This is a genomic window from Terrimonas alba (assembly GCF_042434975.1).
In the GTDB taxonomy this organism is placed as follows: Bacteria; Bacteroidota; Bacteroidia; order Chitinophagales; family Chitinophagaceae; genus Terrimonas_B; species Terrimonas_B alba.
The window spans coordinates 14,839-36,841 of record NZ_JBHMQM010000008.1 but is presented as its reverse complement, the minus strand read 5'-3'; the positions used below and the strand labels follow the sequence as shown (position 1 = coordinate 36,841).

General features: G+C 43.1%; 23 protein-coding genes. 13 read left to right on the top strand and 10 right to left on the bottom strand.

Annotated elements, in window-relative coordinates:
• Window positions 1–28 precede the first annotated feature (28 nt).
• Genes ACFEL9_RS21305 through ACFEL9_RS21295 form a run of 3 tightly spaced genes read left to right on the top strand, consistent with a single transcriptional unit; the run spans window position 29 to window position 1,126 of the window.
• The gene (locus ACFEL9_RS21305) at window positions 29–412 is read left to right on the top strand and encodes a group I truncated hemoglobin (protein ID WP_385894397.1); all 384 of its coding nucleotides are present in this window, start codon (window positions 29–31) and stop codon (window positions 410–412) included.
• A gap of 52 nt (window positions 413–464) precedes the next feature.
• Complete coding sequence (locus tag ACFEL9_RS21300; protein ID WP_385894395.1) at window positions 465–782, top strand: DUF4242 domain-containing protein; 318 nt, start codon at window positions 465–467, stop codon at window positions 780–782.
• On the top strand, window positions 755–1,126 hold the full coding sequence (locus ACFEL9_RS21295; RefSeq protein ID WP_385894937.1) for an adenylate/guanylate cyclase domain-containing protein: 372 nt from the start codon (window positions 755–757) through the stop codon (window positions 1,124–1,126). Before ACFEL9_RS21300 ends, ACFEL9_RS21295 begins: the two co-directional genes overlap by 28 nt.
• 251 nt (window positions 1,127–1,377) lie before the next feature.
• Here ACFEL9_RS21295 and ACFEL9_RS21290 read toward each other — a convergent pair whose 3' ends face one another.
• Both ACFEL9_RS21290 and ACFEL9_RS21285 read right to left on the bottom strand, forming a co-directional pair.
• Window positions 1,378–1,947 (bottom strand): DUF1543 domain-containing protein, encoded by a 570-nt coding sequence (locus tag ACFEL9_RS21290; protein ID WP_385894393.1) that lies wholly within the window; start codon window positions 1,945–1,947, stop codon window positions 1,378–1,380.
• Window positions 1,948–2,058: 111 nt separating this feature from the next.
• A complete protein-coding gene (locus tag ACFEL9_RS21285) occupies window positions 2,059–3,321 on the bottom strand; it encodes a DEAD/DEAH box helicase (RefSeq protein ID WP_385894392.1) in 1,263 nt (420 codons plus the stop codon).
• A gap of 218 nt (window positions 3,322–3,539) precedes the next feature.
• Here ACFEL9_RS21285 and ACFEL9_RS21280 point away from each other — a divergent pair, with 218 nt between their 5' ends.
• Both ACFEL9_RS21280 and ACFEL9_RS21275 read left to right on the top strand, forming a co-directional pair.
• Entirely contained in the window at window positions 3,540–4,019 is a 480-nt protein-coding gene (locus ACFEL9_RS21280) for a hypothetical protein (RefSeq protein WP_385894390.1), read from the top strand.
• A 129-nt stretch (window positions 4,020–4,148) separates the two neighbouring features.
• Window positions 4,149–4,526: a VOC family protein gene (locus ACFEL9_RS21275; RefSeq protein ID WP_385894389.1), complete on the top strand. Its 378-nt coding sequence runs from the start codon at window positions 4,149–4,151 to the stop codon at window positions 4,524–4,526.
• A 4-nt stretch (window positions 4,527–4,530) separates the two neighbouring features.
• Here the strand turns inward: ACFEL9_RS21275 and pulA are convergent, their stop codons facing one another.
• Entirely contained in the window at window positions 4,531–6,498 is a 1,968-nt protein-coding gene (gene pulA / locus ACFEL9_RS21270) for a type I pullulanase (protein ID WP_385894387.1), read from the bottom strand.
• Between the two features lie 150 nt (window positions 6,499–6,648).
• On the opposite strand from pulA, the gene ACFEL9_RS21265 reads away from it, so the two are divergent.
• The 6 genes from ACFEL9_RS21265 to ACFEL9_RS21240 all read left to right on the top strand — a co-directional run bounded on the left by ACFEL9_RS21265 (window position 6,649) and on the right by ACFEL9_RS21240 (window position 12,135).
• On the top strand, window positions 6,649–8,394 hold the full coding sequence (locus tag ACFEL9_RS21265) for a GMC oxidoreductase (protein ID WP_385894385.1): 1,746 nt from the start codon (window positions 6,649–6,651) through the stop codon (window positions 8,392–8,394).
• A 77-nt stretch (window positions 8,395–8,471) separates the two neighbouring features.
• The gene (locus ACFEL9_RS21260) at window positions 8,472–8,927 is read left to right on the top strand and encodes an endonuclease domain-containing protein (protein ID WP_385894383.1); all 456 of its coding nucleotides are present in this window, start codon (window positions 8,472–8,474) and stop codon (window positions 8,925–8,927) included.
• 63 nt (window positions 8,928–8,990) lie between these two features.
• Window positions 8,991–9,653, top strand: a complete 663-nt coding sequence (locus ACFEL9_RS21255; RefSeq protein ID WP_385894382.1) for a gluconate 2-dehydrogenase subunit 3 family protein — start codon at window positions 8,991–8,993, stop codon at window positions 9,651–9,653.
• A gap of 73 nt (window positions 9,654–9,726) precedes the next feature.
• Window positions 9,727–10,266: a class I SAM-dependent methyltransferase gene (locus tag ACFEL9_RS21250; RefSeq protein ID WP_385894380.1), complete on the top strand. Its 540-nt coding sequence runs from the start codon at window positions 9,727–9,729 to the stop codon at window positions 10,264–10,266.
• A gap of 82 nt (window positions 10,267–10,348) precedes the next feature.
• Window positions 10,349–11,509 (top strand): XdhC family protein, encoded by a 1,161-nt coding sequence (locus tag ACFEL9_RS21245; protein WP_385894378.1) that lies wholly within the window; start codon window positions 10,349–10,351, stop codon window positions 11,507–11,509.
• Between the two features lie 5 nt (window positions 11,510–11,514).
• Window positions 11,515–12,135, top strand: a complete 621-nt coding sequence (locus ACFEL9_RS21240) for a nucleotidyltransferase family protein (protein WP_385894935.1) — start codon at window positions 11,515–11,517, stop codon at window positions 12,133–12,135.
• On the opposite strand, the gene ACFEL9_RS21235 is transcribed toward ACFEL9_RS21240, so the two are convergent.
• The 7 genes from ACFEL9_RS21235 to ACFEL9_RS21205 form a co-directional block, all read right to left on the bottom strand.
• Window positions 12,136–13,248 carry a vWA domain-containing protein gene (locus ACFEL9_RS21235; protein WP_385894376.1) on the bottom strand — a complete coding sequence of 371 codons (1,113 nt, stop codon included), beginning with the start codon at window positions 13,246–13,248 and terminating at the stop codon, window positions 12,136–12,138.
• Window positions 13,245–14,135 carry an AAA family ATPase gene (locus ACFEL9_RS21230; protein WP_385894374.1) on the bottom strand — a complete coding sequence of 297 codons (891 nt, stop codon included), beginning with the start codon at window positions 14,133–14,135 and terminating at the stop codon, window positions 13,245–13,247. Before ACFEL9_RS21230 ends, ACFEL9_RS21235 begins: the two co-directional genes overlap by 4 nt.
• Window positions 14,136–14,296: 161 nt before the next feature.
• A complete protein-coding gene (locus tag ACFEL9_RS21225) occupies window positions 14,297–14,794 on the bottom strand; it encodes a YybH family protein (RefSeq protein WP_385894373.1) in 498 nt (165 codons plus the stop codon).
• A gap of 55 nt (window positions 14,795–14,849) precedes the next feature.
• Complete coding sequence (locus tag ACFEL9_RS21220; RefSeq protein WP_385894371.1) at window positions 14,850–15,692, bottom strand: FAD binding domain-containing protein; 843 nt, start codon at window positions 15,690–15,692, stop codon at window positions 14,850–14,852.
• Between the two features lie 216 nt (window positions 15,693–15,908).
• On the bottom strand, window positions 15,909–18,302 hold the full coding sequence (locus ACFEL9_RS21215; protein WP_385894369.1) for a xanthine dehydrogenase family protein molybdopterin-binding subunit: 2,394 nt from the start codon (window positions 18,300–18,302) through the stop codon (window positions 15,909–15,911).
• A complete protein-coding gene (locus tag ACFEL9_RS21210) occupies window positions 18,299–18,799 on the bottom strand; it encodes a (2Fe-2S)-binding protein (protein WP_385894367.1) in 501 nt (166 codons plus the stop codon). The genes ACFEL9_RS21215 and ACFEL9_RS21210 overlap by 4 nt, the downstream gene beginning before the upstream one ends.
• Before the next feature lie 107 nt (window positions 18,800–18,906).
• Window positions 18,907–19,362, bottom strand: coding sequence for an SRPBCC family protein (locus ACFEL9_RS21205; protein ID WP_385894365.1), 456 nt, complete (start codon window positions 19,360–19,362; stop codon window positions 18,907–18,909).
• A 167-nt stretch (window positions 19,363–19,529) separates the two neighbouring features.
• Between ACFEL9_RS21205 and moaA the strand changes: the two genes are divergently transcribed.
• Together moaA and ACFEL9_RS21195 are read left to right on the top strand one after the other, a co-directional pair.
• Window positions 19,530–20,510 (top strand): GTP 3',8-cyclase MoaA, encoded by a 981-nt coding sequence (gene moaA / locus ACFEL9_RS21200; RefSeq protein WP_385894363.1) that lies wholly within the window; start codon window positions 19,530–19,532, stop codon window positions 20,508–20,510.
• A 307-nt stretch (window positions 20,511–20,817) separates the two neighbouring features.
• On the top strand, window positions 20,818–22,002 hold the full coding sequence (locus ACFEL9_RS21195) for a molybdopterin molybdotransferase MoeA (RefSeq protein WP_385894362.1): 1,185 nt from the start codon (window positions 20,818–20,820) through the stop codon (window positions 22,000–22,002).
• The last annotated feature ends 1 nt before the right edge of the window (window position 22,003 follow it).

Genomic DNA, 22,003 nt, shown 5'->3' with positions numbered 1-22,003 from the left:
ATCGATTACACCAGCAAAATGTTTTGTTATGGAAAATACATCACCAACCACTCAAAAACCGTCTCTGTACGAAAGATTAGGTGGCGAGCAAGGGTTAAGAAAGATTGTGAACGATATTCTCGATAAGAATTTCAGCAATCCTAAAATCGGGCATCATTTCAAGAATGTTGACATGGACAAACTTAAACAACTTGTATTTGAATTCTTTTCCATGGGCATAGGCGGTTCGCATATTTACACGGGACGGGATATGCGATCGGCTCATGCCGATCTTGGAATAAGTCAAAGAGATTTTTCCCTGGGCAATGATGATGTATCAGAAGCCTTGAAAGAAAATGGTGTTTCCAAAGCAGAGATTGATGAAGTAATAGGAATTCTTAATTCGATGAAAGGAGATGTTGTAACAGTTTAGCTGCTTAAAAGCCTTGTCTGCTTTCTTATTTAGAAACCCTAATCCCTTTGTTATGCCACTCTTTATGGATCTTCACAAAGGAATGTATGGAATAAAGAAAGAAGAAGTTGCAAAAGCTCACCTGCAGGATCTTGCTGTACAGGACAAGCATGGTGTAAAGTATCATAAATTCTGGGTGAACGAAGAACAGGGCACGATCTTTTGCCTGATAGAAGGGCCGACAAAAGAAGCCTGCACGGCTTGTCATGCCGAAGCGCATGGCAATATTGCCTGCGAGATCATCGAAGTGCATCCAACCGATATCGCCACATTCTTGGGCCCTAATAATACACTCTCACTGGCCTGGCCGTTCATCCTGATGGCAAAGTAGATTCTGCCGTTCGTACTTTTCTTTTTACTGATATCGTTGGCTCAACCAGCCTGACCGAGGAATATGGAGATATTATGGCCATGACGATACTGAGAAAACATAACGAAATAGTAAGGGATAACCTGAACAATAACAATGGCCGGGAAGTGAAACATACAGGCGATGGCATTATGGCGACGTTCAGTTCAACATCCAAAGCCGTGAGAACTGCTTTAGAAATTCAAAAAGATCTGGCCGCTTACAGAGAAGCAAATCCTGGTATACATCTACATGTAAAGATCGGTATCAATGCGGGGAACCCGTCACGGAAGGTGACGATTTCTTTGGTGCAGCAGTACAACTGACCAAACGATTATGCGACCTGGCCGATCCGGGGCAGGTACTTATTTCCGAAGTCGTAAAAGGTTTGTGTATGGGCAGAAACTTCCAGTTCGCTGACCTCGGTGATCAATATCTTAAAGGATTTGCACAGCCCATCAAAGTTTTTGTAGCACTTGACTACTGGTAATCCGGGCTTTCCTTTTGTTTAATCGCTATCTTTTATTTCTATTGACCAGGTCTCAACATTGAAAAATCAATCATACTATTAATTGCTTCATAATTTATCCAGTCTCGTATATCCCAATACCAATTGATCTTCCGTGGATGTAGTAGCTGGCATAAGCTTTATAGAATATTTTTCTTTCATTGTTGCCGGTAGGATGTCGGAGATTTCATACAAGTCATCCACGTCCACGCCATACTTATCATCCACATGAGAAGTGGCGCCTTTGAAACCGGTATGACGATAGAACGCAGTTTTTTTAGCCTGTTGAATAGCTATTCCTTTATTGGGTGCAGCGACAATCAATTTGTAGTGAAACTCTTCAAACTCGCCGGGCTTATAACCACCCAAATTAATAAAAAACAATCTTACTAACTCTTCGTGCGTATTAGCGTTGATCTCCTCACGGTTTACAACACCGACATCAAAGTTGTCTACCCTGTTTACTTCACGCCATGCATCAATATGAATTTTTTGATTGGCTTCCGGCCAAAAATCAAAGATATCGGGTAACAGCTCTTTTAATTCAGTTCCTATACCAAAGAAAATATCGTGTTGTTCGGTATTTCTTCCCGGAGGTTTGCAACCCAACAGCAACATAAAAAGCTTCAACGGTTTCATCACCAAATTTAAAGGATTATCAAACCTTAGCCATTCAGCTCTGCTGCTTCGGCCTGTGCTTAAATTAAAGGACTCTTTTGAAGCCCCTTAATTTTCCACAGCGGTATTCATTTAGGAACGATCAACTGAATACGATGGACGACTATTTCTTCTCTTCCCGTAAAAATTTTTACCACTGCCGGAATTTCTTTTTTGAAATGATGGTCGTTGAACCGGCTGTATCACCGGTTGACTATTACCGGTCATCACATACGGATGTTCCGTTACAACCGGTATAGTTTTTTTGATCAGCTTTTGAATCGCTTTCAATTCATCTCTTTCTTCTGCATCGCAAAATGAAATAGCGATACCACTTGCCCCTGCTCTTCCGGTACGGCCAATGCGATGTACATAAGTTTCCGGAACATCCGGCAGATCATGATTGATTACATGCGTCAGCTCATCAATATCAATCCCACGGGCGGCGATATCGGTAGCTACCAATATTCTTGTCCGTCTTGATTTGAAATTAGTCAATGCCGATTGCCGGGCATTTTGGGATTTATTACCATGAATAGCTTCAGCCTCGATGCCGGCAGCTTTCAAATTTTTGGCGATCTTATCGGCGCCATGCTTGGTACGGCTGAATACTAAAGCTGTTTGAATACCGGTATCTTCCAATAAATGAATCAACAGCGATCTCTTATTTTGCTTTTCAACAAAATACAATGTTTGTTGTATCGCATCAGCAGTAGAGGAAACCGGCGTTACCTCTACTTTACCCGGATTGGTTAATAATACATCGGCGAGTCGTTGTATTTCCGGGGGCATGGTAGCGGAGAAAAAAAGTGTTTGTCTTTTGACAGGCAGTTTTGCAATGATCTTTTTTACATCATGTACAAAACCCATGTCCAGCATTCTGTCTGCTTCATCCAGTACAAAGAAATTGATATCACGAAGCGAAATATGGCCCTGGTTCATCAGGTCGAGCAAACGACCCGGCGTAGCCACCAATATATCAACACCGCGACGCAGTGCATTTACCTGTGGCACTTGTGACACACCGCCAAAAATGACAAGCTTATGCAGATTAAGATATCTTCCATATGCCTTGAAACTTTCTTCGATCTGGATGGCCAGTTCCCTGGTAGGCGTTAACACCAATGCCCTGATACCACGATGACGGTTAGGTGATGACTGCTGGTGCATTAATTGCAGAAGCGGGATCGCAAACGCAGCTGTTTTACCGGTGCCGGTTTGTGCGCAGCCAAGCAAGTCTCGTTGCTGTAAAATAATGGGGATCGATTGTTCCTGGATAGGTGTAGGTTTCGTGTAACCTTCATGAGCTAAAGCTTTGAGCACAGGCTCAATGAGCTGCAAATTGTGAAATGACAATTGAATAAAAATTTGATTAAAAAAAATGGTAAGGCTATCCACTTAATTGAAGATACTTTACCCGCCTTACGTTAAGCTATCACGACATTTGAGGAGAAAAAATCAAAACAAACTGGGTGAGAAATAACATATAAGAACCGCGAAGATAAGTTTATAAACCGGAATTATGTAATTAATTTAATGATTGCTTTAAAAAAATAATTATTTTAACGGAGCTTATGAAAAATAATCTTTGGAAAACAATTGCACTTTCAGGACTGCTGGTTGGCAGCCTGGACATTATTGCTGCACTGATTCAATTTTATATTAAAACAGGAAAAGACCCGTTGATTGTCCTGAAATATATTGCCAGTGCCGTCGCAGGTAAAGAAGCATTTAGCGGGGGCAACCCAATGGCAGTCGCAGGATTACTGCTACATTTTGTAATCGCTTTTGCCTGGACCATTTTCTTCTTTTGGATATACCCAAAACTGAAACTACAAACCCTGAACACTATTCTAACAGGTGTGCTGTATGGAATATTTATCTGGCTTATCATGACGAGAGTAGTTGTTCCAATGACGAAAGCAACCACGTCGGCTTTTGATTGGAAGCAGGCGGCTATTGCGGCTTCGATACTGATCGCTGCGATCGGCCTGCCATTGTCATTTATTGCTGCACGATATTATCGGAAACATAGTTTCGGTTTCACCAAATAAAAATTATATGAAACGTCCATGATAAAATTTTCATTATAAATGCATTGGGCAATGAAAATTTTATCATGGTAAGTTCCCTCCCGAAGTCAGTTCGGGACAAGTACTGACTAAAACAAAAAAAATATACAGATGCAAATTCCGGAACAATATAACCAGCTGATGCCTTACCTGATCGTTAAAGGTGCCGGTGTATTTCAAAAATTCATGCAGGAAGTTTTCGATGCCAAAGAGCAAATGATAGTTCCAAATGCTGACGGAACAGTCATGCATGGCGAAATAAAAGTTGGTGATTCCGTCATTATGTTTGCCGAGGCCGGTGAAGAATTTCCGCCAATGAATGCCGGTATGTTTATTTATGTCGATAATGCCGATATTGCTTATCAAAAGGCATTGACAGCAGGCGCTACCACTGTGGAAGGGCAAGAACCTTCGGACAAAGAGTATGGCCGGGCTTGCGGAGTAAAAGATCCTTTTGGAAATACCTGGTGGATTACGTCAGTCATTTAACTTTTTACTGGTAAAAAATTGTACAACTTCTGGCTTCAGCAATTACTGAGTTTTTGACTTGATGAGAAGATAGTTCCTGGCCGGGTAGAGAATATTTCTCCCATTCTCCTGCGGGTAAATTGATTTCGACCTTGTGTGCATTGCCGTTGTAAATCATTACTATTTTGTTCCACTTATCTTTTATCAATCTTCCATTGATTGTGTAAGCAACAATTCCATCCCCCGTTTTTAAAAACCTTATATTGTCAGCCACCTGCTTACCCGTTTGCATCCGAAATGCGGGATGCTCTTTTCGCAATTGGATCAACGCTTTCACATATTCAAACACATCTTTATTCTTTGTCTTCAAACTCCAGTCAACAGCGTTAATACTGTCACCGGCATCGAATGAATTTTCGCTGCCCTTTTTACTCCGCAAAAATTCCGTGCCCGCATGTAAAAAAGAAATGCCTTGCGAAGTGAGCACTATACTTAATGCCAGCTTATGCATTTCTTTTCTTTCTGCCTCCGTCGCAGTGGGCGCAGAAAGAGCGAGTTTATCCCATAATACATGGTTATCGTGACATTCGGCATAGGTAACCGTACTGGAAGGATTAACAGCGTAAGATGCTTTGGAATAGTTCACCTTGCGATAGTCAACCTGTGGGTGTTTGGTAGACGCTACTACTCCGAATTTGATACTTTCTTCCATGCCCGGCCGGCCGCTGGTAAAGCCTTTTTCATCGTTCACAAATACGCTGCCTTTTATACCGTCGCGGATATCATCGCTGAACACAGCAATATTATCCAACCTGTAAGCGTATTTTTTTACCGCTCTTTTTGTTTCTGCCAATGGCGATGCACCTGCTGTCCATCCTTCACCATACAATAAAATATCGGGTTTTATTTTTCGCAATTCTTTAGCGATTATATTCATGGTTTCAATATCATGCACACCCATCAGGTCAAACCGGAAACCATCGATATGGTATTCCTTTACCCAATACTTTAGCGACTCCAGCATAAACTTACGCACCATCGGTCTTTCGCTCGCCGTTTCATTACCACAAGCCGTGGCATTGGAGAATTTTCCTTGCGGTGTTTGCCGGTAATAGTAACCGGGCACCAGTTGATTGAAATAAGAATCCCCTGTCAGCATAGTATGATTATACACGACATCCATCACAATGTTTAACCCGTTTGCATGAAATGTTTTTACCATTTCTTTAAACTCCCGAATCCGGCTGAGGCCGTCATAAGGATTAGTGCTATAAGAGCCTTCCGTGGTATTATAATTCAGCGGATCATAGCCCCAATTGTATTGCGGCTTATCCAGTTTGGTTTCATCAACCGAATAAAAATCATACAGCGGTAAAATATGCACATGTGTTACACCCAAATCCTTAATATGATCTAACCCGGTGCTTAATCCATCGTTATTAACGGTTCCTTTCTCTGTAAGCCCTAAAAATTTCCCCTTGTTTTTGATCCCGGAATTCGTGGCAATACTTGCATCTCTTATATGCAATTCATAAATGATTGCGTCCGTCGCATTTTTCAACGGGATGCCTTTATCTTTTTCCCACCCGGCAGGGTTTGTAAGCTTCAAATCGGTGATCATGCCTCTTCTACCATTTACGCCAACTGCCTTTGCATATGGATCAGGAACTTCCTGTGACCATTCCCCTTTTATCTTTACCCTGAATGCATAAAATTTTCCCTGCTGATCCCCTTTGAGTGAAGCGGTCCATGTACCGCTTCTACTTTTTTTCATTGAAATGGTTTGAATGGCTTCGCCGCCAATTCCTTCTTTGTACAAACGCAATTCAACTTCAGCGGCCGTTGGCGACCAGACGCGAAAGAAAGATTGTTGTGGGGTATACTGCTGACCGAGGTCAGTATCAATGTAAACGGGATAATTATCAAATTTGACGGACTGTGATTTTGTAATGAATGGAATGAGCAGGCCGATCAGCATAAGAACTTTATTCATGAACCATTTTATTTTACCACTTAAAGATACTCGCAATATTTCCTATTACGCAAACGGTTGTGAACATTCACCCGTCAAAAAAATCTTCGCTGATTGAAGGTTTACGTGTAAATTGGCGCTTCATTATTTGACACAAATACCTTTTGCGATATGGGAGATTTCCAGGTTAAAAAACAGGCAAAAAAATATGATGTAGTTATTGTCGGATCCGGTGCTGGTGGCGGTATGTCAGCTTATGTTTTGGCGAACGCAGGATTAAAGGTTTGCATAATTGAGGCCGGCCCTTTATATGATCCGCAAAAAGATATTACGCAGTTTAAAAATCCATGGGAATCGCCACGCCGGGGTGCTTCGAAGGTTAGACCTTTTGGTGACTTTGATGCTTGTTATGGTGGTTGGCAACTCGATGGTGAACCTTATACGAAAGCGGAAGGTACACAGTGGGACTGGTTCCGTGCCCGCATGCTGGGTGGACGTACTAACCACTGGGGACGTATTTCGTTGCGATTTGGACCAAAAGATTTCAAACGCAAAAGCATTGACGGCTTAGGCGACGACTGGCCCATCGGTTATGAAGATGTTAAACCTTTTTATGACCGCATCGATAAACTAATTGGCATATTCGGCACCAATGAAGGTTTGGATAATGATCCCGATGGTTTTTTCCTCCCACCACCCAAGCCTCGTCTGCATGAACTATTTATAAAAAATGCGGCTACACAGGCTGGGGTTCGTGTCATCCCTTCCAGGCTTTCAATTCTTACACAACAATTGCCTGACAATAAAGACCGCGGCGCCTGTGGTTTCTGCGCACAATGCGGTCGGAACTGTAGTTTTTTCAAAGCCGATTTTTCTTCACCCAATGTATTGATCTACCCGGCCATGAAAACCGGCAATATAGATATTGTTCCCAATGCTATGGCCCGTGAAGTACTGACCAATAAAGAAGGATTGGCAACCGGTGTTTCCTATGTCAGCAAAGACGACATGATGGAATACCAGGTAGAAGGTAAAGTAGTGATACTCGCAGCCAGTGCCTGCGAGTCGGCGAGGATATTGCTGAATTCAAAATCGCAAAGGCATCCGAATGGTTTAGCCAACAGCAGCAATGTGGTAGGAAAATATTTGCATGATTCTACCGGTGCGCAGCTGGGTGGTGTTCTTCCAAAATTATTTGACCGAAAACGCTATAACGAAGACGGTGTGGGTGGTCTGCATGTGTATTCGCCCTGGTGGCTGGATAATAAGAAGCTTGATTTTGCCAGGGGCTACCACATCGAGTATTGGGGTGGATATGATCAGCCTTCCTATGGTTTTGGTGCGGGTATTGAAAGCCTCAATGGAAAATTTGTAGTAAAAGGAAAACAAAAAGAAGCCGGTGGTTATGGCGCATCATTGAAAGAGGATTATCGTTTCTTTTACGGCGCTAGTGTAGGCATGGCCGGTCGTGGTGAAGCAATACCATTGGAAAGTAATTATTGTGAGATAGATCCAACTACCGTTGATAAATACGGCATACCTGTTTTGAAGTTCAATGTGAAATGGAGTGAGCATGAAATAAAACAGGCTAAGCATATGAAGGAAACCTTTAAAGAGATCATGCACAATATGGGCGCTGTGATTACCTGGGGTGGTGATGATAACGAAAAAAATGACTGGGGCCTTTTAAAACCCGGTGAGATCATTCATGAAGCAGGAACCGTAAGAATGGGCAATGACCCTAAGCGTTCGGCTTTAAATAAATGGAGCCAGGCACATGATTGTAAAAACCTTTTCTGCGTAGACGGCGGCCAGTTTGTAAGCCAGGCGGATAAAAATATTACATGGACGATATTAGCGTTGTCGATGAGGGCAAGTGAGTATATTATTGATGAGTTGAAGAAACAGAATATTTAAACCCTCTAAATCTCCCTAAAGGGAGACTTTAGACCCCGACAGTTGAAGTGCATTATATTGCTTGATAGCTCAACATTATGCATAACAAAGAGTCACATACACCATCAGAAGCTAAAGCCCCCTTTAGGGGGTTGGGGGTTAAGAACCCATATAAAAGCGGTGGAATGTTTGAAGGGGCTTCGCATATCATTTTTGCAAATGCAAAGCATCTGCGTAAAAACATGACTGAAGCTGAGAAAGTCTTATGGTTCTGTTTAAAACCGGGAATTGATGGATTAAAGTTTAGAAGACAACATCCTATTGGAATATATATTGCCGATTTCTTTTGCCACAAAGTAAAACTTATCATTGAAGTAGATGGGGCTATTCATAATGAAAAGGACATAAAAACTGCTGATGAGACAAGGCAAAAAGAATTGGAAATATGGGGTTATACTATTATTCAATTTACAAATCAACAGGTACTGGAAGAAACGGAATATGTTTTAATAAAGCATCAGGGAAAAAATTTTGCAGTTAAACAATTTTCATAAACAAAACACTCCGTAACAATCGGAGTCTAAAAGCCCCCTTTAGGGGGTTTGGGGGTTTCTTTTATGGACAGACGTAAATCATTAAAACTAATCGCTACCGGTGCTGTGGCAGTGCCGGCAGTTATTGCGGGTTGCAAACCCGATGATAAAAAAGCAGAAGAGGTGAAGCCTAAAGAGGCAGACTTCCCTATTCATCGCAGTGCCGAAGAAATGAAATATGAGAAGTCGGTCATTGCGCAGGGAAAATTTTTCTCGGATCATGAAATGGCAACGATTACGGTATTGGGTGATATTATAATTCCAAAGGATGAAGTGAGTGGCAGCGCCTCCGATGCAAAGGTTCCCGAATTCATTGATTTCATTGTGAGGGACATGCCGGAGCACCAGGTGCCCATGCGGGGAGGCCTGCGCTGGTTGGATTTGCAATGTTATAAACGCTATGAAAAAGCATTTAAAGATTGCAGCCAGCAGCAGCAGATTGAAATGGTTGACCAGATCGCTTACCCCAACAAAGCAAAACCCGGGATGAAACAAGGTGTTGCCTTTTTCTCATTGATGCGCAATCTGACTGCTTCCGGTTTTTATACTTCAGAAATTGGTGTCAAGGACCTGGGATATGCCGGCAATACACCCAACCAATGGAATGGAGTACCGGATGATGTATTGAAACAATATAATATTGCCTATACAGAGAAAGAATTGAAAGAATGTGTAAGTTTTAAATAGCATTTGGTAAAATTATTTTGAGAAGCTGTTCATTATTTGAACAGCTTTTTTATTACAATGTTATTATACTGACATGCAGCTAAAAGACGCTATACAATTGTTGCAACCAGCACAACCACAATTAAAGAATAGAAACCGCTGGGCCGACCTCGGTTGTGGAAATGGCTTGTTTACAAAAGCCCTTGCCCAGCTTATTGACCCTGGCAGTATCATCTATTGTGTTGATAACAACCAATCTTCACTCAACGAAATTCCGAAGCAATACAATGAACAGGTAATAGAAAAGGTGCAGGCAGATTTTGTAAAGGATCATTTACCTCTTGAAAATTTGACCGGCATATTGATGGCTAATTCCCTGCATTTTGTAAAAGATAAAACTGTGTTTTTACAAAAGCTAAATAGCTACCTGCTAAAAGAATATTGTTTGATAATTGTGGAATACGATACACATAAAGCCAATAAATGGGTGCCCTATCCCTTGAGTTTTCAGTCACTGCTAAATCTTTTTATGGCCACGGATAAATACAAAGTCACCAAACTGAACGAGCACTCTTCCATCTACAACAATGGAAAAATGTACTCGGCCCTGGTACAAGTAGCAGACAATAAATAAGGCGCAGCAAACCTGAGATCAATCACTGTTTATTCTGCGAATTTTAAGTAAATTGAAATGACAATTTTACCAAAGAAACGAATTGAAAGAAATTAACGATATCATCCGCTCATTTGATGAGGCCCAACACAAAGGCCAGCAAACGGCCCTGGCAACTGTAGTACACGTTGATGGTTCATCTTATCGTCGTCCCGGTGCCAGGATGCTGATCACCGGGGAGGGACAGTTGACTGGCGCTATCAGTGGTGGTTGTTTGGAGGGAGACGCACTGCGAAAGGCTCTGCTAGTAATGTCGCAAAAAAAATCCATGCTCGTTACCTATGATACTATGGATGAAGACGATGCCAAATTGGGAATCGGGCTTGGCTGCAATGGCATTATCCAGGTTTTGATAGAACCGATCGACACCACCGATGCAAACAATCCGATCAATTTTTTAAAAGCGGTGGCCTCGGAGCGACAAAAAGCAGTACTGATAACTTTATTTTCATTGGAAAATAAAAAAGATCCACAACCCGGTACCTGCCTGATGCTGCGGGAAGATGAAGTGAGAGAAGGAAATGTTCCTGCATTGAAAGAGAAATTATTGGCGGATGGTAAACAGGTTCTCACCGGCAACCAATCTATATTCAGGAACTACATTTTTGAAAATAAAAGCCTTGCCGCTTTCATTGAATTAGTAGAGCCGGCTGTTTCGTTGATCGCTATTGGAGCTGGCAATGACGTGGTCCCGTTGGTAGCAATGGCGGAAATCCTGGGATGGGAAACTACGGTCATTGATGGCAGGCCAGCTTATGCCAAAAAAGAAAGATTTGCTACTTCCTGCCAGGTGTTGTTGTCAAAACCAGAAGATGTGGTCGGTAAAATTGCTCTGGATGCCAACACCGTTTTTGTGCTGATGACGCACAATTATAATTATGACATGGCCATGCTGATCGAATTGCTGAAACGGAGTGTCACCTATATTGGAATGTTAGGACCAAAGAAAAAACTGGAGCGGATGCTGGGAGAAATCACAGAACAGGGAATTAATTTGACACAGCAACAACTCAGTTCTATTCACAGCCCGGTTGGTTTGGATATTGGAGCAGAAACATCGGAAGAAATTGCCTTGTCCATTTTATCGGAGATCAAAGCTGTATTAAGCGGTAAGCAGGGGCTGTCACTACATGCCAACACCGGCGCTATCCATTCACGCAATGAACTGGTAATTGAACAGGTAAATGTTTCAGCAAAAAATTAACAGCCATAACAAGCAGCCCCACGATAGTAAACAATTGCGCTATAATCATTCTCGCCGCAGGTTCGTCCACCAGGTTGAGCCGGCCAAAACAATTGCTTCCTTATAACGGAAAAAGTTTGCTGGAAAACACAGTTGATACAGCCAATGAAACGGATGCTAATCCTGTTATTGTAGTTCTTGGCGCCAATGCGGTGCAACTGGAAAAAGAGCTGGATGAAAAAAAAGTGCATATTGTTGAAAACAAAGAATGGAAAGAGGGAATGGCTTCGTCTATCCGTTGCGGGCTGGAGACGCTAAAGCATATAGCTCCTTCTGCCGACGGCGTGATATTAATGGTTTGCGATCAGCCGCATGTCTCTTCTTCTCTGCTCAACGAATTAATCGCCACACAAAAAAAGACTGGGAAACCAGTCATTACGAGTCACTACAACGATGTGGTTGGTCCGCCTGTACTGTTTCACCGGTCTGTTTTCCCTGAACTACTGGAACTAAGCGGTGACGCAGGCGCAAGGAAAATAGTGGAGAAATACAAGGATAACCTCGCAACCGTTTCGTTTGAAAAAGGGAGTGTTGATATCGATACTGAAGATGATTACAAGGCATTAATCAACAACAAGGCGCAATAATCATAGCCACTTACTCAATCGCTGCAGGCTTGCTACATTGTGAACAGGGGCAAACACATCAATAAAAGGCATAGCCGTTTGCATGCCTGTTGTCTCAGGCTTATAATTTGCAAAACCCGCCAGCGGGTTCAACCAGATAATTTTTTTTGACCTGGCTTTAATGAACGCCATGCTTTGACGAAGAATATCCATATTGCCCTGGTCCCACCCATCGCTGACAATAATGACAATCGTTTTGGAGTCAAGCATTTTTTTCCCATAATTTTTTACGAAGAGCTGCAGGCACTCTCCTATCCTGGTTCCTCCCATCCAGTCATTTTCATTTTCCAACATATGCAATGCTGCATGAAATTTCTGTTCCCGCAAAAACGGTGTTATTCGTTTTAACGAGGTTCCAAAAACAAATGTTTCCATCCGGCGATACACCTGTTGAAATGCATACATGAATTGTAATAAAAAAACGGTGTACAATTCCATTGACTTGCTTGTATCGCAAAGCAGCAAAATCTTTGTGCGGGTTTGTTTTGGTTTACGGTAAGCCAGGTCAAGCAGTTCTCCTCCTCTTCTCAGGCTTTTTCGTAGTGTTTGTCTCAGGTCAGGCATATCGGTATTGTGTGAAAATTTATAGCGCCTGCTTGCTTTGGCCGCCAACCGCCTGGCCATTGCCCGGATAATTTGCATTAACTCCTCAACTCCACTTTCCGGTACAGCTGAAAAATCTTTGTGTGATAAATTTTCATGGTGACTATAAGTGGCTGTTTCAACAGTCTCGTCGTTGCGGTTGCCATGTAACCATGTTTTTATTGCTTGCAATGACGCAGGCTGGGCTCCCGGCTTTTTCTTTGGTTCCTGTTTTATTTTTGAGTTAACAGCTTTATCAATTTGTTTCCAGTACTCATTAAATAGCTCGTCAAACTCTTCCAACTGAGTTTTGTTTTTACAAAGCGTGGCTTTCAAAGCCAGGTGAAAAATGGTGGGACTTGAATAGTTTATAAACTGCAATCCCTGCAATACAGTACCCTCTTCTTTTACCCCGGCAGCAAAGCCTTTCTGCCGGAGAAACTGGCAGAACTGAACGATATTCCCGGTCAACGATGTTTTGCGGCTTATCATACTTTGTCCAGCTTAGAAATGACGCCGGTGCGCATCATCAATTCTGCCAGCGATAATTGCACCTCCCTGGTATCCTGCCAGTCTTTCAATATTACGCCCAGTGTCTGCTCAATGATCCTTTTATCAAGATGGTCAATATGAAGTGAGGCTAAGGCTGCGGCCCAGTCCAGTGTTTCGGCAAGGCCGGGCGTTTTTTCCAGTTTTATCTGTCGCAGTTCCTGCATGAAACGGGTTATTTGCTCAGCCAGTTTATTATCAATCCCGGGGACTTTTGACTTTACAATGGCAAGTTCTTTTTCGAACCCGGGATAATCGATATATAAGTACAAACATCTTCGGCGTAGCGCTTCGCTGAGTTCCCTTGTGCGGTTACTCGTTAGTATGACTTGCGGGATATGTGTGGCTTTAATCGTTCCTGTTTCGGGAATAGTGATCTGCCAGTCGCTTAATACTTCCAATAAAAAACTTTCAAACTCTTCATCCGACCGGTCGACCTCATCGATGAGTAAAACAGGTCTTTTATGATGCGTTATGGCCTGCAGTAAAGGCCGCTTCATTAAAAAGCTGTCGCTGAAAATCGTCTTCTCTTTCTCATCTATTGTTTGCGAATTATGCTCGGTCATTTTGATATGCAACAGTTGCCGCTGGTAATTCCATTCGTACAGGGCATGCGTGGCATCCAGTCCTTCATAGCATTGAAGGCGAATAAGATCTGTTTGTAATGCATTGGCCATTACTTTGGCGATCTCTGTTTTCCCTACTCCTGCTGGTCCTTCCACCAGCAGCGGTTTATTGAGCTGGAGCGAAAGAAATACTGACATCGATACTGAATCATCAGTGATGTAGCCATTTGCCCGGAGCATTTGTTTTACATCTTCCAATTGCATCACTATTATTTTTTGTTTGTCTGATACGGCAAAGTTTGCTTTATCTGTTTCACACAACAGATCACCATGGGCAAACGAAAACACAAGGAATACAACGGGTGAGTTTTGGCAGTTGTTGTATCCCTTGTGTTACTTGTGATTTTGTATCCATTCAATACAATCTATTGGGGCCTGGTCATTGGCATATTGCTACTCCACATGTCCCGGTATAATTTCCAGGTTCCGTTCACCGGTTTCCAAACGACGATATACTTTCCACTGTCCACCACCTTGTCCTGGTTGTCCACTATTTCATAGCGGCCTATTTCTGTCAGTTGATCCTGGTTGCCAAGGATCTCATCTGTCATTAGTTTCAGATCTTTAACTCCCATGCGGATAAACGATCCCCAGGCGCCTGTTATTCCCTCACCTTTTATGGGTTCGCTGTTGGGTGGAAGCATCCATCCATCGCTGGTGTAGAAAGAAGCAACAGCTACGGAATCTCCCTTACGAAAGGCCTCGCTGAATTTTGCATTTGTGGCTTCAATGGCTGATTTGGCTGCGCTAAGGTCGAAGCTTGTTTTAATTTTAACTTTTTTCTCCTGGGCCGAAACATCATTGCAAACTGTCATACTTATTAATGTAATGACAACAACCAGTGAGTTTAATTTTTTTCTCATACTAGTAAAGTTTTATAGTGATAGATCAGAATGGACATCAATTAATTTTTCCTGTTCAATCATTTTTTCCAACTGCTTCCAATGCTTTTTTCAAATAAACCTTTGCCAGGTGCCTGCGGTATTCTTCTGACGCATAATGGTCGTTTAAAATAGTTACGTCATTTACAGCCGCATTGACTGCGGCAGCAATGGTGTCATTATTGAGCGGCCTACCGGATACCTCAGCCTCCGCATTGGCATCACGGAACGCATGATCGGCGACACCTGTAAACGCAATATTTATTTTTCCGTCGGGGAGCCGCATCACGGCACAACCAACAATAGCAAACCTCGAAGCTGGCTGTTCAAATTTTTGATAGCTTGTTTTCGTTCCCTCAGCCGGAGCAGGTATGCGTATAGCGGTAATGATCTCATCGGGCTGCAAAGCCGTACCAAATAAACCCTGGAAAAAATCAGTGGCTTTTATTCTTCTCATGCCATTGCTGCCCTGCACTTTAATGACCGCATCGGCAGCCAATACCAAAGCCGGCCAGTCTGCAGCAGGATCGGCATGAGCCAAGCTGCCGCCAATAGTGCCATAGTTGCGAACCTGCAAATCACCGATCATCGACGCAGCAGTGGCAAAAAAAGGAAGTTTGCTTCTGATAAGCTTATCATTGGCAATATCGGCATGAGTGACAGCGGCGCCGATAACGATCTCGCCGTCTTCAGCATTAATGCCTTTGAGTGCTAGCAGACCGGTTATATCAACCAGTTTGGAAGGGCGAATCATGCGCAGCTTCATAGCCGGGATCAGGCTGTGTCCGCCAGCTAATATTTTTTCGTCCCCGGCTGACAAAGCAGCAATCGCCTCATCTATTGTTTTTACTTTTTGATAATCGAATGGAGCTGGTATCATGTCTTATAATTTGAAAACCTGCCAGCCGGCAGGCGGGTTTGAAAATGTCCTAATCCCGAAGTATCGGGACAGGTTGTGAAAATGGGTTAAAGATGAACAGCGAACCGAACCCTGAACGGAGCGTCGCAACGAAGCTCAATCAAGGCTCTGCAGCCGGTTCCAAAAATCATCTACAGATCAAAGAACTTTTCCTTACTCCCCTTTAGGGGCTGGGGTTCAATTCTGCATCGCTCTCCATACTCTTTCCGACGTCAATGGCATACGTATGTCCTTTACTTTATGTCCGCCGCTCCACAATGCATCGATCACAGCATTGACGACAGCAGGCGTTGAACCAATAGCACCGGCTTCTCCTGCACCTTTTACACCTAGTGGATTGTGTGGACAAGGTGTAACCTGGCTTCCCGTTTCAAATAAAGGAAAGTCATCAGCCCGCGGCAAGCAATAGTCCATATATGATGCATTGGTGAGTTGCCCGTTTTCATCATACTCCGCACCTTCAAACAAGGCCTGACCGATGCCTTGCACTACTCCGCCATGGATCTGTCCTTCAACGATCATTGGATTAACAACATTTCCAACATCGTCCACGGCGATAAAACGTTTCAGATCCACCTTACCAGTTTCCTTATCTATTTCCACGACAGCGATGTGGCAGCCGAAAGGATAAGTGAAATTGACGGGATCATAAAAGCTGCTAAAGTCCAGCCCCGGCTCGAGATCCTTAGGATATACATGCGGTACATAAGCTGTTAATGCCACATCACCAAAGGCAACTGATTTGTCGGTACCTTTGACAGTGAACTTACCGGATGAAAATTCTATATCATCTGCATTGGCTTCTAATTTATGTGCAGCAATCTTTTTTCCCTTTTCAATAATTTTTTCAAGGCTCTTTATGATCGCCGTTCCGCCAACGGCCAGACTTCTTGAACCGTATGTGCCCATCCCAAACGCCACGGTTTCGGTATCACCATGATGGATCTCCACATCTTCCATCGCGATACCCAACTTATCTGCTACGATTTGCGCAAAAGTCGTTTCGTGTCCCTGGCCATGTGCATGAGCCCCGGTATATACACTGACCTTGCCGGTTGGTTGTACTCTTACTTGCCCAACCTCAAACAAACCGGCCCTTGCTCCTAGTGAACCGACTACGGCGGAAGGCGCAATACCACAGGCTTCTATGTAGGTAGAAAAACCAACACCAAGCAGTTTTCCGTTATTAGCCGATTCCCTTTGAGCACGGCGAACATCGCTATAGCCCAGCATTTGCAGACCTTTTTCTAACACTCCTTTATAATTGCCGCTATCATATTGCAAGGCGACCTGTGTTTGATAGCCGGGCTGATTAATGCCGTCAAATGGCGGAATAAAATTTTTGAAACGCAACTCTGTGGGATCCATATTCATTTCCAATGCAGCGAGGTCAATCAATCTTTCCAATAAATAAGTGGCTTCCGGTCGTCCCGCGCCGCGATACGCATCAACAGGGGTAGTGTGCGTAAAAACAGCTGTGACATCCACATTGATTTTTGGTGTGGTATAAAGCCCCTGTAATAACGTGCCGTGAAGATAGGTAGGAACACAACTACCAAATGTGGAAAGATAAGCTCCCAGATTCGCAAAAGTTTTTACTCTTAATGCAACAATTTTTCCATCGTTGTCAAAACCCATTTCTGCTTTGGTAATATGATCTCTTCCATGCGCATCCAGTTGAAAAGCTTCAGTTCTTGTAGCGGTCCACTTCACGGGCCTTCCAATTTGTTTGGTGCACCATGTCAACAAGGCTTCTTCTGTATAGTGAAATATTTTGCTGCCAAAACCGCCACCGACATCTGGTCCCACTACTCTCACCTTGTGTTCCGGAATCCCCAATACAAAAGCACACATCAGTAAACGGATCACATGGGGGTTTTGGGTGCTGGTGTACAATGTATATTTATCGCTGATGGAATCATACGAACTATTATAGCACCGCGGCTCTATTGCGTTAGGCACCAATCGTTGATTGATAAATTCAAGTGTGGTAACATGCGCAGCGGAAGACATCGCTTCATTTACTTCTGCAATCGGGTTTCCCAATGCCCAATCATAACAAATATTATTCGGCACATCATCATGCACTAAAGGCGCACCGGCCTGCACAGCTTTAGCGGCATCAATCACACAAGGCAATTCTTCATACTCCACATTCACCGATTCTGCAGCATCTACAGCCAACTCCTGTGTTTCCGCAATGACAATAGCAACCGCGTCGCCTACATGCCTTACTTTATCAGCCACCAGCAGTGCATGCTTGGGCTCCTTCATCGTGTCGCCATTTTTAAAATTTACCTGCCAGCCGCATGGAACGCCATTCACATTCGCTACATCTGCTCCTGTGTAGATAGCAACAACGCCGGGCATTTCTTTGGCCGCAGCTATATCCACACTCAAAATTCTTGCATGCGCATAAGGGCTTCGCACAAACGAAGCATAGGTTTGATGCGGCAATACAATATCATCGGCATATTTTCCATTGCCGGTAGTAAACCTTTTATCTTCAACCCGCTTAACGGATTTACCGATCAGGCCATTGGTTTTGGCCATACCATTTCCGGAACTCATATGGTTGCCTCCTTTTTAGTTTTTTTTCTTGCAGTCATTTTTTCAGCAGCATACTGCACTGATTTTACAATATTTTGATAGCCGGTGCACCGGCAAAAATTTCCTTCCAGCGCCGCACGGACTTCTTCGTCTGTCGGCCTTTTGTTATGCTGTAAAAGATCAGCAGCTGTCATAATCATTCCCGGCGTACAGAAACCGCATTGCAGACCATGACACAGGTTAAAAGCTTCCTGCAGCGGATGCAATTTTCCGTTTGTTGACAAACCTTCGATCGTAGTGATCTTAGCTCTATCTGCCTGCACGGCAAGCAGCGTACAGCTTTTAGTGGCTTTACCATTTACATGAATGGTACAGGAGCCGCAGCTACTCGTATCGCAACCGACATGAGTGCCTGTAAGTCTCAACACATCACGCAGGTAATGAACCAGTAAAAGTCTTGGTTCTACCTTATCAGTATGTTTGACTCCATTGACGGTAACACTGATCTTAATGCTCATATAAATCGGGTTTAATTGTTTGTAAGAATTGTAGCTTGGGTAAGGACGGATGCCCGGAGCTTTCGGGTACAAATAAGAATGATGGGTTGTAGTCTTTGTGGCTGGAATCAATCAGCCACTTGTTCCTTTTCTAATTCCTTTTCAAGATTGGTAAAAAATTGTTTGGATAATGTATTGGCTACGCCGCCAACCAGGCGCTGCCCCATTCCCGCCAACATGCCGGATAATTTTACATCACCATCGAATGTCACTTCTGTTTGATTGTCACTGACAGGTTGTAAGGCGATAATAATAGCCGCACTCGCATTGCCGATCTTGCTTTTCTGCTGAACTTTTAACGTGAAGTTTTTTCCTTCGTTGATATTTTCCATTTGCAGGTCGCCGGTAAATGAGCTATTGACCGGGCCCAGTTTTACTTCGAGGGTAGATTTAAATTGATTATCGCCTGTTCTTTCTAACCGGGAAATACCAGGCACTATCCTGGCAAGAGTGTCGGTGTCCATCAACAATTTCCAGATCCTGGACGGACCAGCGTTGATCACATGTTTGCCCGTGAGTTGCATATGACAAGAGATTGACAGTAATAAACCCGGAGGTTCGTATCACAATCGTTGCAACAATTCCTCTATTAAGTTATGAAAATCTTCTGTCCCAATTTTATTTATTTTATATTGAACTTTCACCAAATATGTCTACGACATACATTCGCATATTATTGTAATTTCGTGAGATGATCGTTGATCGCTACCATCGTGTGCATAACTATCTCCGTATTTCCCTCACGGACAATTGTAACCTGCGCTGTTTTTACTGCATGCCGGAAGAAGATTATGAATTCACTCCCGCTTCGCGGCTGATGCAGTTGCCTGAAATTGAATCCCTGGCTAAAACATTTGTTGACTTGGGCGTGAATAAGATCAGGCTGACGGGCGGAGAACCACTGGTTAGAAAGGACGCCAAAGAAATTATCCTCGCTTTATCAAAATTGCCGGTGAAATTGACACTAACGACGAATGCCACGAGACTTCATGATTTTGTAGATACATTAGAACAGGCTGGTGTAAAATCATTGAACATAAGCCTCGATACACTGCAACCGGAAAGATTTCAGCTTATTACCCGTCGTGATCAGTTTAAACTGGTATATGACAATATTCACTTGTTGATGCAAAAAGGATTTCATGTAAAAGTGAATATGGTAGTGATGAAAGGCTTGAACGAAAACGAATTGCTGGACTTTGTAGAATGGACAAAACACGAACCGGTGCATGTACGTTTTATTGAATTCATGCCCTTTACCGGTAACCGGTGGACAAGTAATAAAGTTTTTTCTTACCACGAAATGCTGGAGCTGATTACTACAAAATATGAAATCATGCGGCTTCATGAAGACATTCATGATACAGCCAAGGCTTACCAGGTTCCCGGGCACCAGGGAACATTTGCCGTGATCAGCACGATGAGTGAACCTTTCTGCAGTGGCTGTAACCGCATGAGGCTTACTGCTGATGGCAAACTAAAGAACTGCTTATTTTCAAAAGGTGAAACGGACCTGCTCACAGCTTTGCGAAAAGGTGAAGATGTGGTTCCCCTGATCCATCAAAGTATTCAGGCAAAAGCCAAAGAATTGGGCGGCCAGTTTAATACTGATTTTGAACATCTGCATGCAGAAGATATCAATAACAGGAGCATGATCACCATAGGTGGGTAAGCGGCCGGCCCCCTCCAAACCTCCCCCTTTAGGGGAGGCTTGCAACTCACAGCCCCCCTTTTCGAAGACTCTGCAAATTAATCGGAGATTTCAAAAATTCCTGGAGTCAAAAATTTTTAAAATAACATAAATAAAATATAGCACTGTTATCTTTAGCTTATTAATATTGCCCGGACTAAGTTCTTAACTAAAATATACAATGGATTTAGAGAATCAAATATGGTCAACATTAGAAGGCAGGTATAAAAATTCCCTATGAATTATCGCAATGATAGTTTATTATTAAAAGCAATTGACCCGCGTAAATATGATAAGTGTAACAGATGCAAAAAAAATGATACTGGACGCTACCAGCGCCTCAACGCCAACATTGTTGCCGTTGCAAAAGGCAGCAGGTTTGGTAACAGCCGAAGATATATTCTCCCCCATCGATATTCCGTCATTCGATCAATCATCCATGGATGGCTATGCGTTTTCATTTGCCGGATGGAAAGCAAAAAAGACACTTCCTGTCAAAGGTGAAATGGCAGCCGGTAGTGACAATGAGTTTGAACTGTCACCTGGTACCGCCGTTCGGATATTTACCGGCGCTGCTGTTCCAAAAGGAGCCGATACGGTGGTGATGCAGGAAAAAACAAAAGTGGAGAATAATCAACTTTCGATCGAAGATGAAAATATCATACAGGGACTGAATGTCCGGCTCAAGGGATCGGAAATAAAAAAAGCTGAACTGGCAATTCCTAAGGATACGGTTCTCTTACCTGCGGCTGTCGGTTTTCTTGCGGGTCTCGGTATTAAGGAAGTAAAAGTTTATGCCTCGCCTGCAGTTGGCATTATCGTAACCGGCAATGAATTGCAAAAACCGGGTCAACCATTACAAGCAGGCCAGATCTATGAATCCAATTCTTACACACTACATGCCGCGTTAAAACAAATGCATATTGACGGGGTAACGATTTATACAGCAGAAGATAGCCTGCAAAAAGTAAAACTGGTATTAGGAGAAGCGTTGCAGAAAAACGACATTGTTTTTTTGACGGGTGGTGTGAGTGTTGGTGATTATGATTTTGTAGTAAAAGCAGCCGAAGAAAATGGTGTTGAAAAAATATTTCATAAAATAAAACAGAAGCCGGGCAAGCCGTTGTTCTTCGGCAAAAAAGAAAACAAACTGGTTTTCGGATTGCCCGGCAATCCCGCTTCCGTGCTCACCTGCTTTTATGAGTATGCAGAGCCTGCGTTAAAAAAAATACGGCAACAAAATACCGGTGTACGGGTTTTGCAGGCATCGCTGGCAACCGAGTTTAAGAAAGCGGCGGGGCTTACTCATTTTTTAAAAGGCTTTTATGATGGCGAAAAAGTCACGCCGTTAACCGCACAGGAGTCCTATCGCCTGAGCTCTTTTGCAAAAGCCAATTGCCTTATAAAAATTGATGAAGAGGTGACTAGTTGCCGGCAGGATGATTTAGTTGAAATACATCTGTTACCCGAATAAA

Coding starts and splice junctions, on each gene's coding strand:
- ACFEL9_RS21220 (WP_385894371.1), bottom strand. CDS start 15,692: ATGATACCAGCTCCATTCGATTATCAAAAAGTAAAAACAATAGATGAG.
- ACFEL9_RS21235 (WP_385894376.1), bottom strand. CDS start 13,248: ATGATAAGCCGCAAAACATCGTTGACCGGGAATATCGTTCAGTTCTGC.
- ACFEL9_RS21275 (WP_385894389.1), top strand. CDS start 4,149: ATGCAAATTCCGGAACAATATAACCAGCTGATGCCTTACCTGATCGTT.
- ACFEL9_RS21195 (WP_385894362.1), top strand. CDS start 20,818: ATGATAAGTGTAACAGATGCAAAAAAAATGATACTGGACGCTACCAGC.
- ACFEL9_RS21230 (WP_385894374.1), bottom strand. CDS start 14,135: ATGCAATTGGAAGATGTAAAACAAATGCTCCGGGCAAATGGCTACATC.
- moaA (WP_385894363.1), top strand. CDS start 19,530: ATGATCGTTGATCGCTACCATCGTGTGCATAACTATCTCCGTATTTCC.
- ACFEL9_RS21225 (WP_385894373.1), bottom strand. CDS start 14,794: ATGAGAAAAAAATTAAACTCACTGGTTGTTGTCATTACATTAATAAGT.
- ACFEL9_RS21250 (WP_385894380.1), top strand. CDS start 9,727: ATGCAGCTAAAAGACGCTATACAATTGTTGCAACCAGCACAACCACAA.
- ACFEL9_RS21215 (WP_385894369.1), bottom strand. CDS start 18,302: ATGAGTTCCGGAAATGGTATGGCCAAAACCAATGGCCTGATCGGTAAA.
- ACFEL9_RS21280 (WP_385894390.1), top strand. CDS start 3,540: ATGAAAAATAATCTTTGGAAAACAATTGCACTTTCAGGACTGCTGGTT.
- ACFEL9_RS21260 (WP_385894383.1), top strand. CDS start 8,472: ATGCATAACAAAGAGTCACATACACCATCAGAAGCTAAAGCCCCCTTT.
- ACFEL9_RS21305 (WP_385894397.1), top strand. CDS start 29: ATGGAAAATACATCACCAACCACTCAAAAACCGTCTCTGTACGAAAGA.
- ACFEL9_RS21290 (WP_385894393.1), bottom strand. CDS start 1,947: ATGAAACCGTTGAAGCTTTTTATGTTGCTGTTGGGTTGCAAACCTCCG.
- ACFEL9_RS21210 (WP_385894367.1), bottom strand. CDS start 18,799: ATGAGCATTAAGATCAGTGTTACCGTCAATGGAGTCAAACATACTGAT.
- ACFEL9_RS21205 (WP_385894365.1), bottom strand. CDS start 19,362: ATGCAACTCACGGGCAAACATGTGATCAACGCTGGTCCGTCCAGGATC.
- ACFEL9_RS21265 (WP_385894385.1), top strand. CDS start 6,649: ATGGGAGATTTCCAGGTTAAAAAACAGGCAAAAAAATATGATGTAGTT.
- pulA (WP_385894387.1), bottom strand. CDS start 6,498: ATGAATAAAGTTCTTATGCTGATCGGCCTGCTCATTCCATTCATTACA.
- ACFEL9_RS21255 (WP_385894382.1), top strand. CDS start 8,991: ATGGACAGACGTAAATCATTAAAACTAATCGCTACCGGTGCTGTGGCA.
- ACFEL9_RS21300 (WP_385894395.1), top strand. CDS start 465: ATGCCACTCTTTATGGATCTTCACAAAGGAATGTATGGAATAAAGAAA.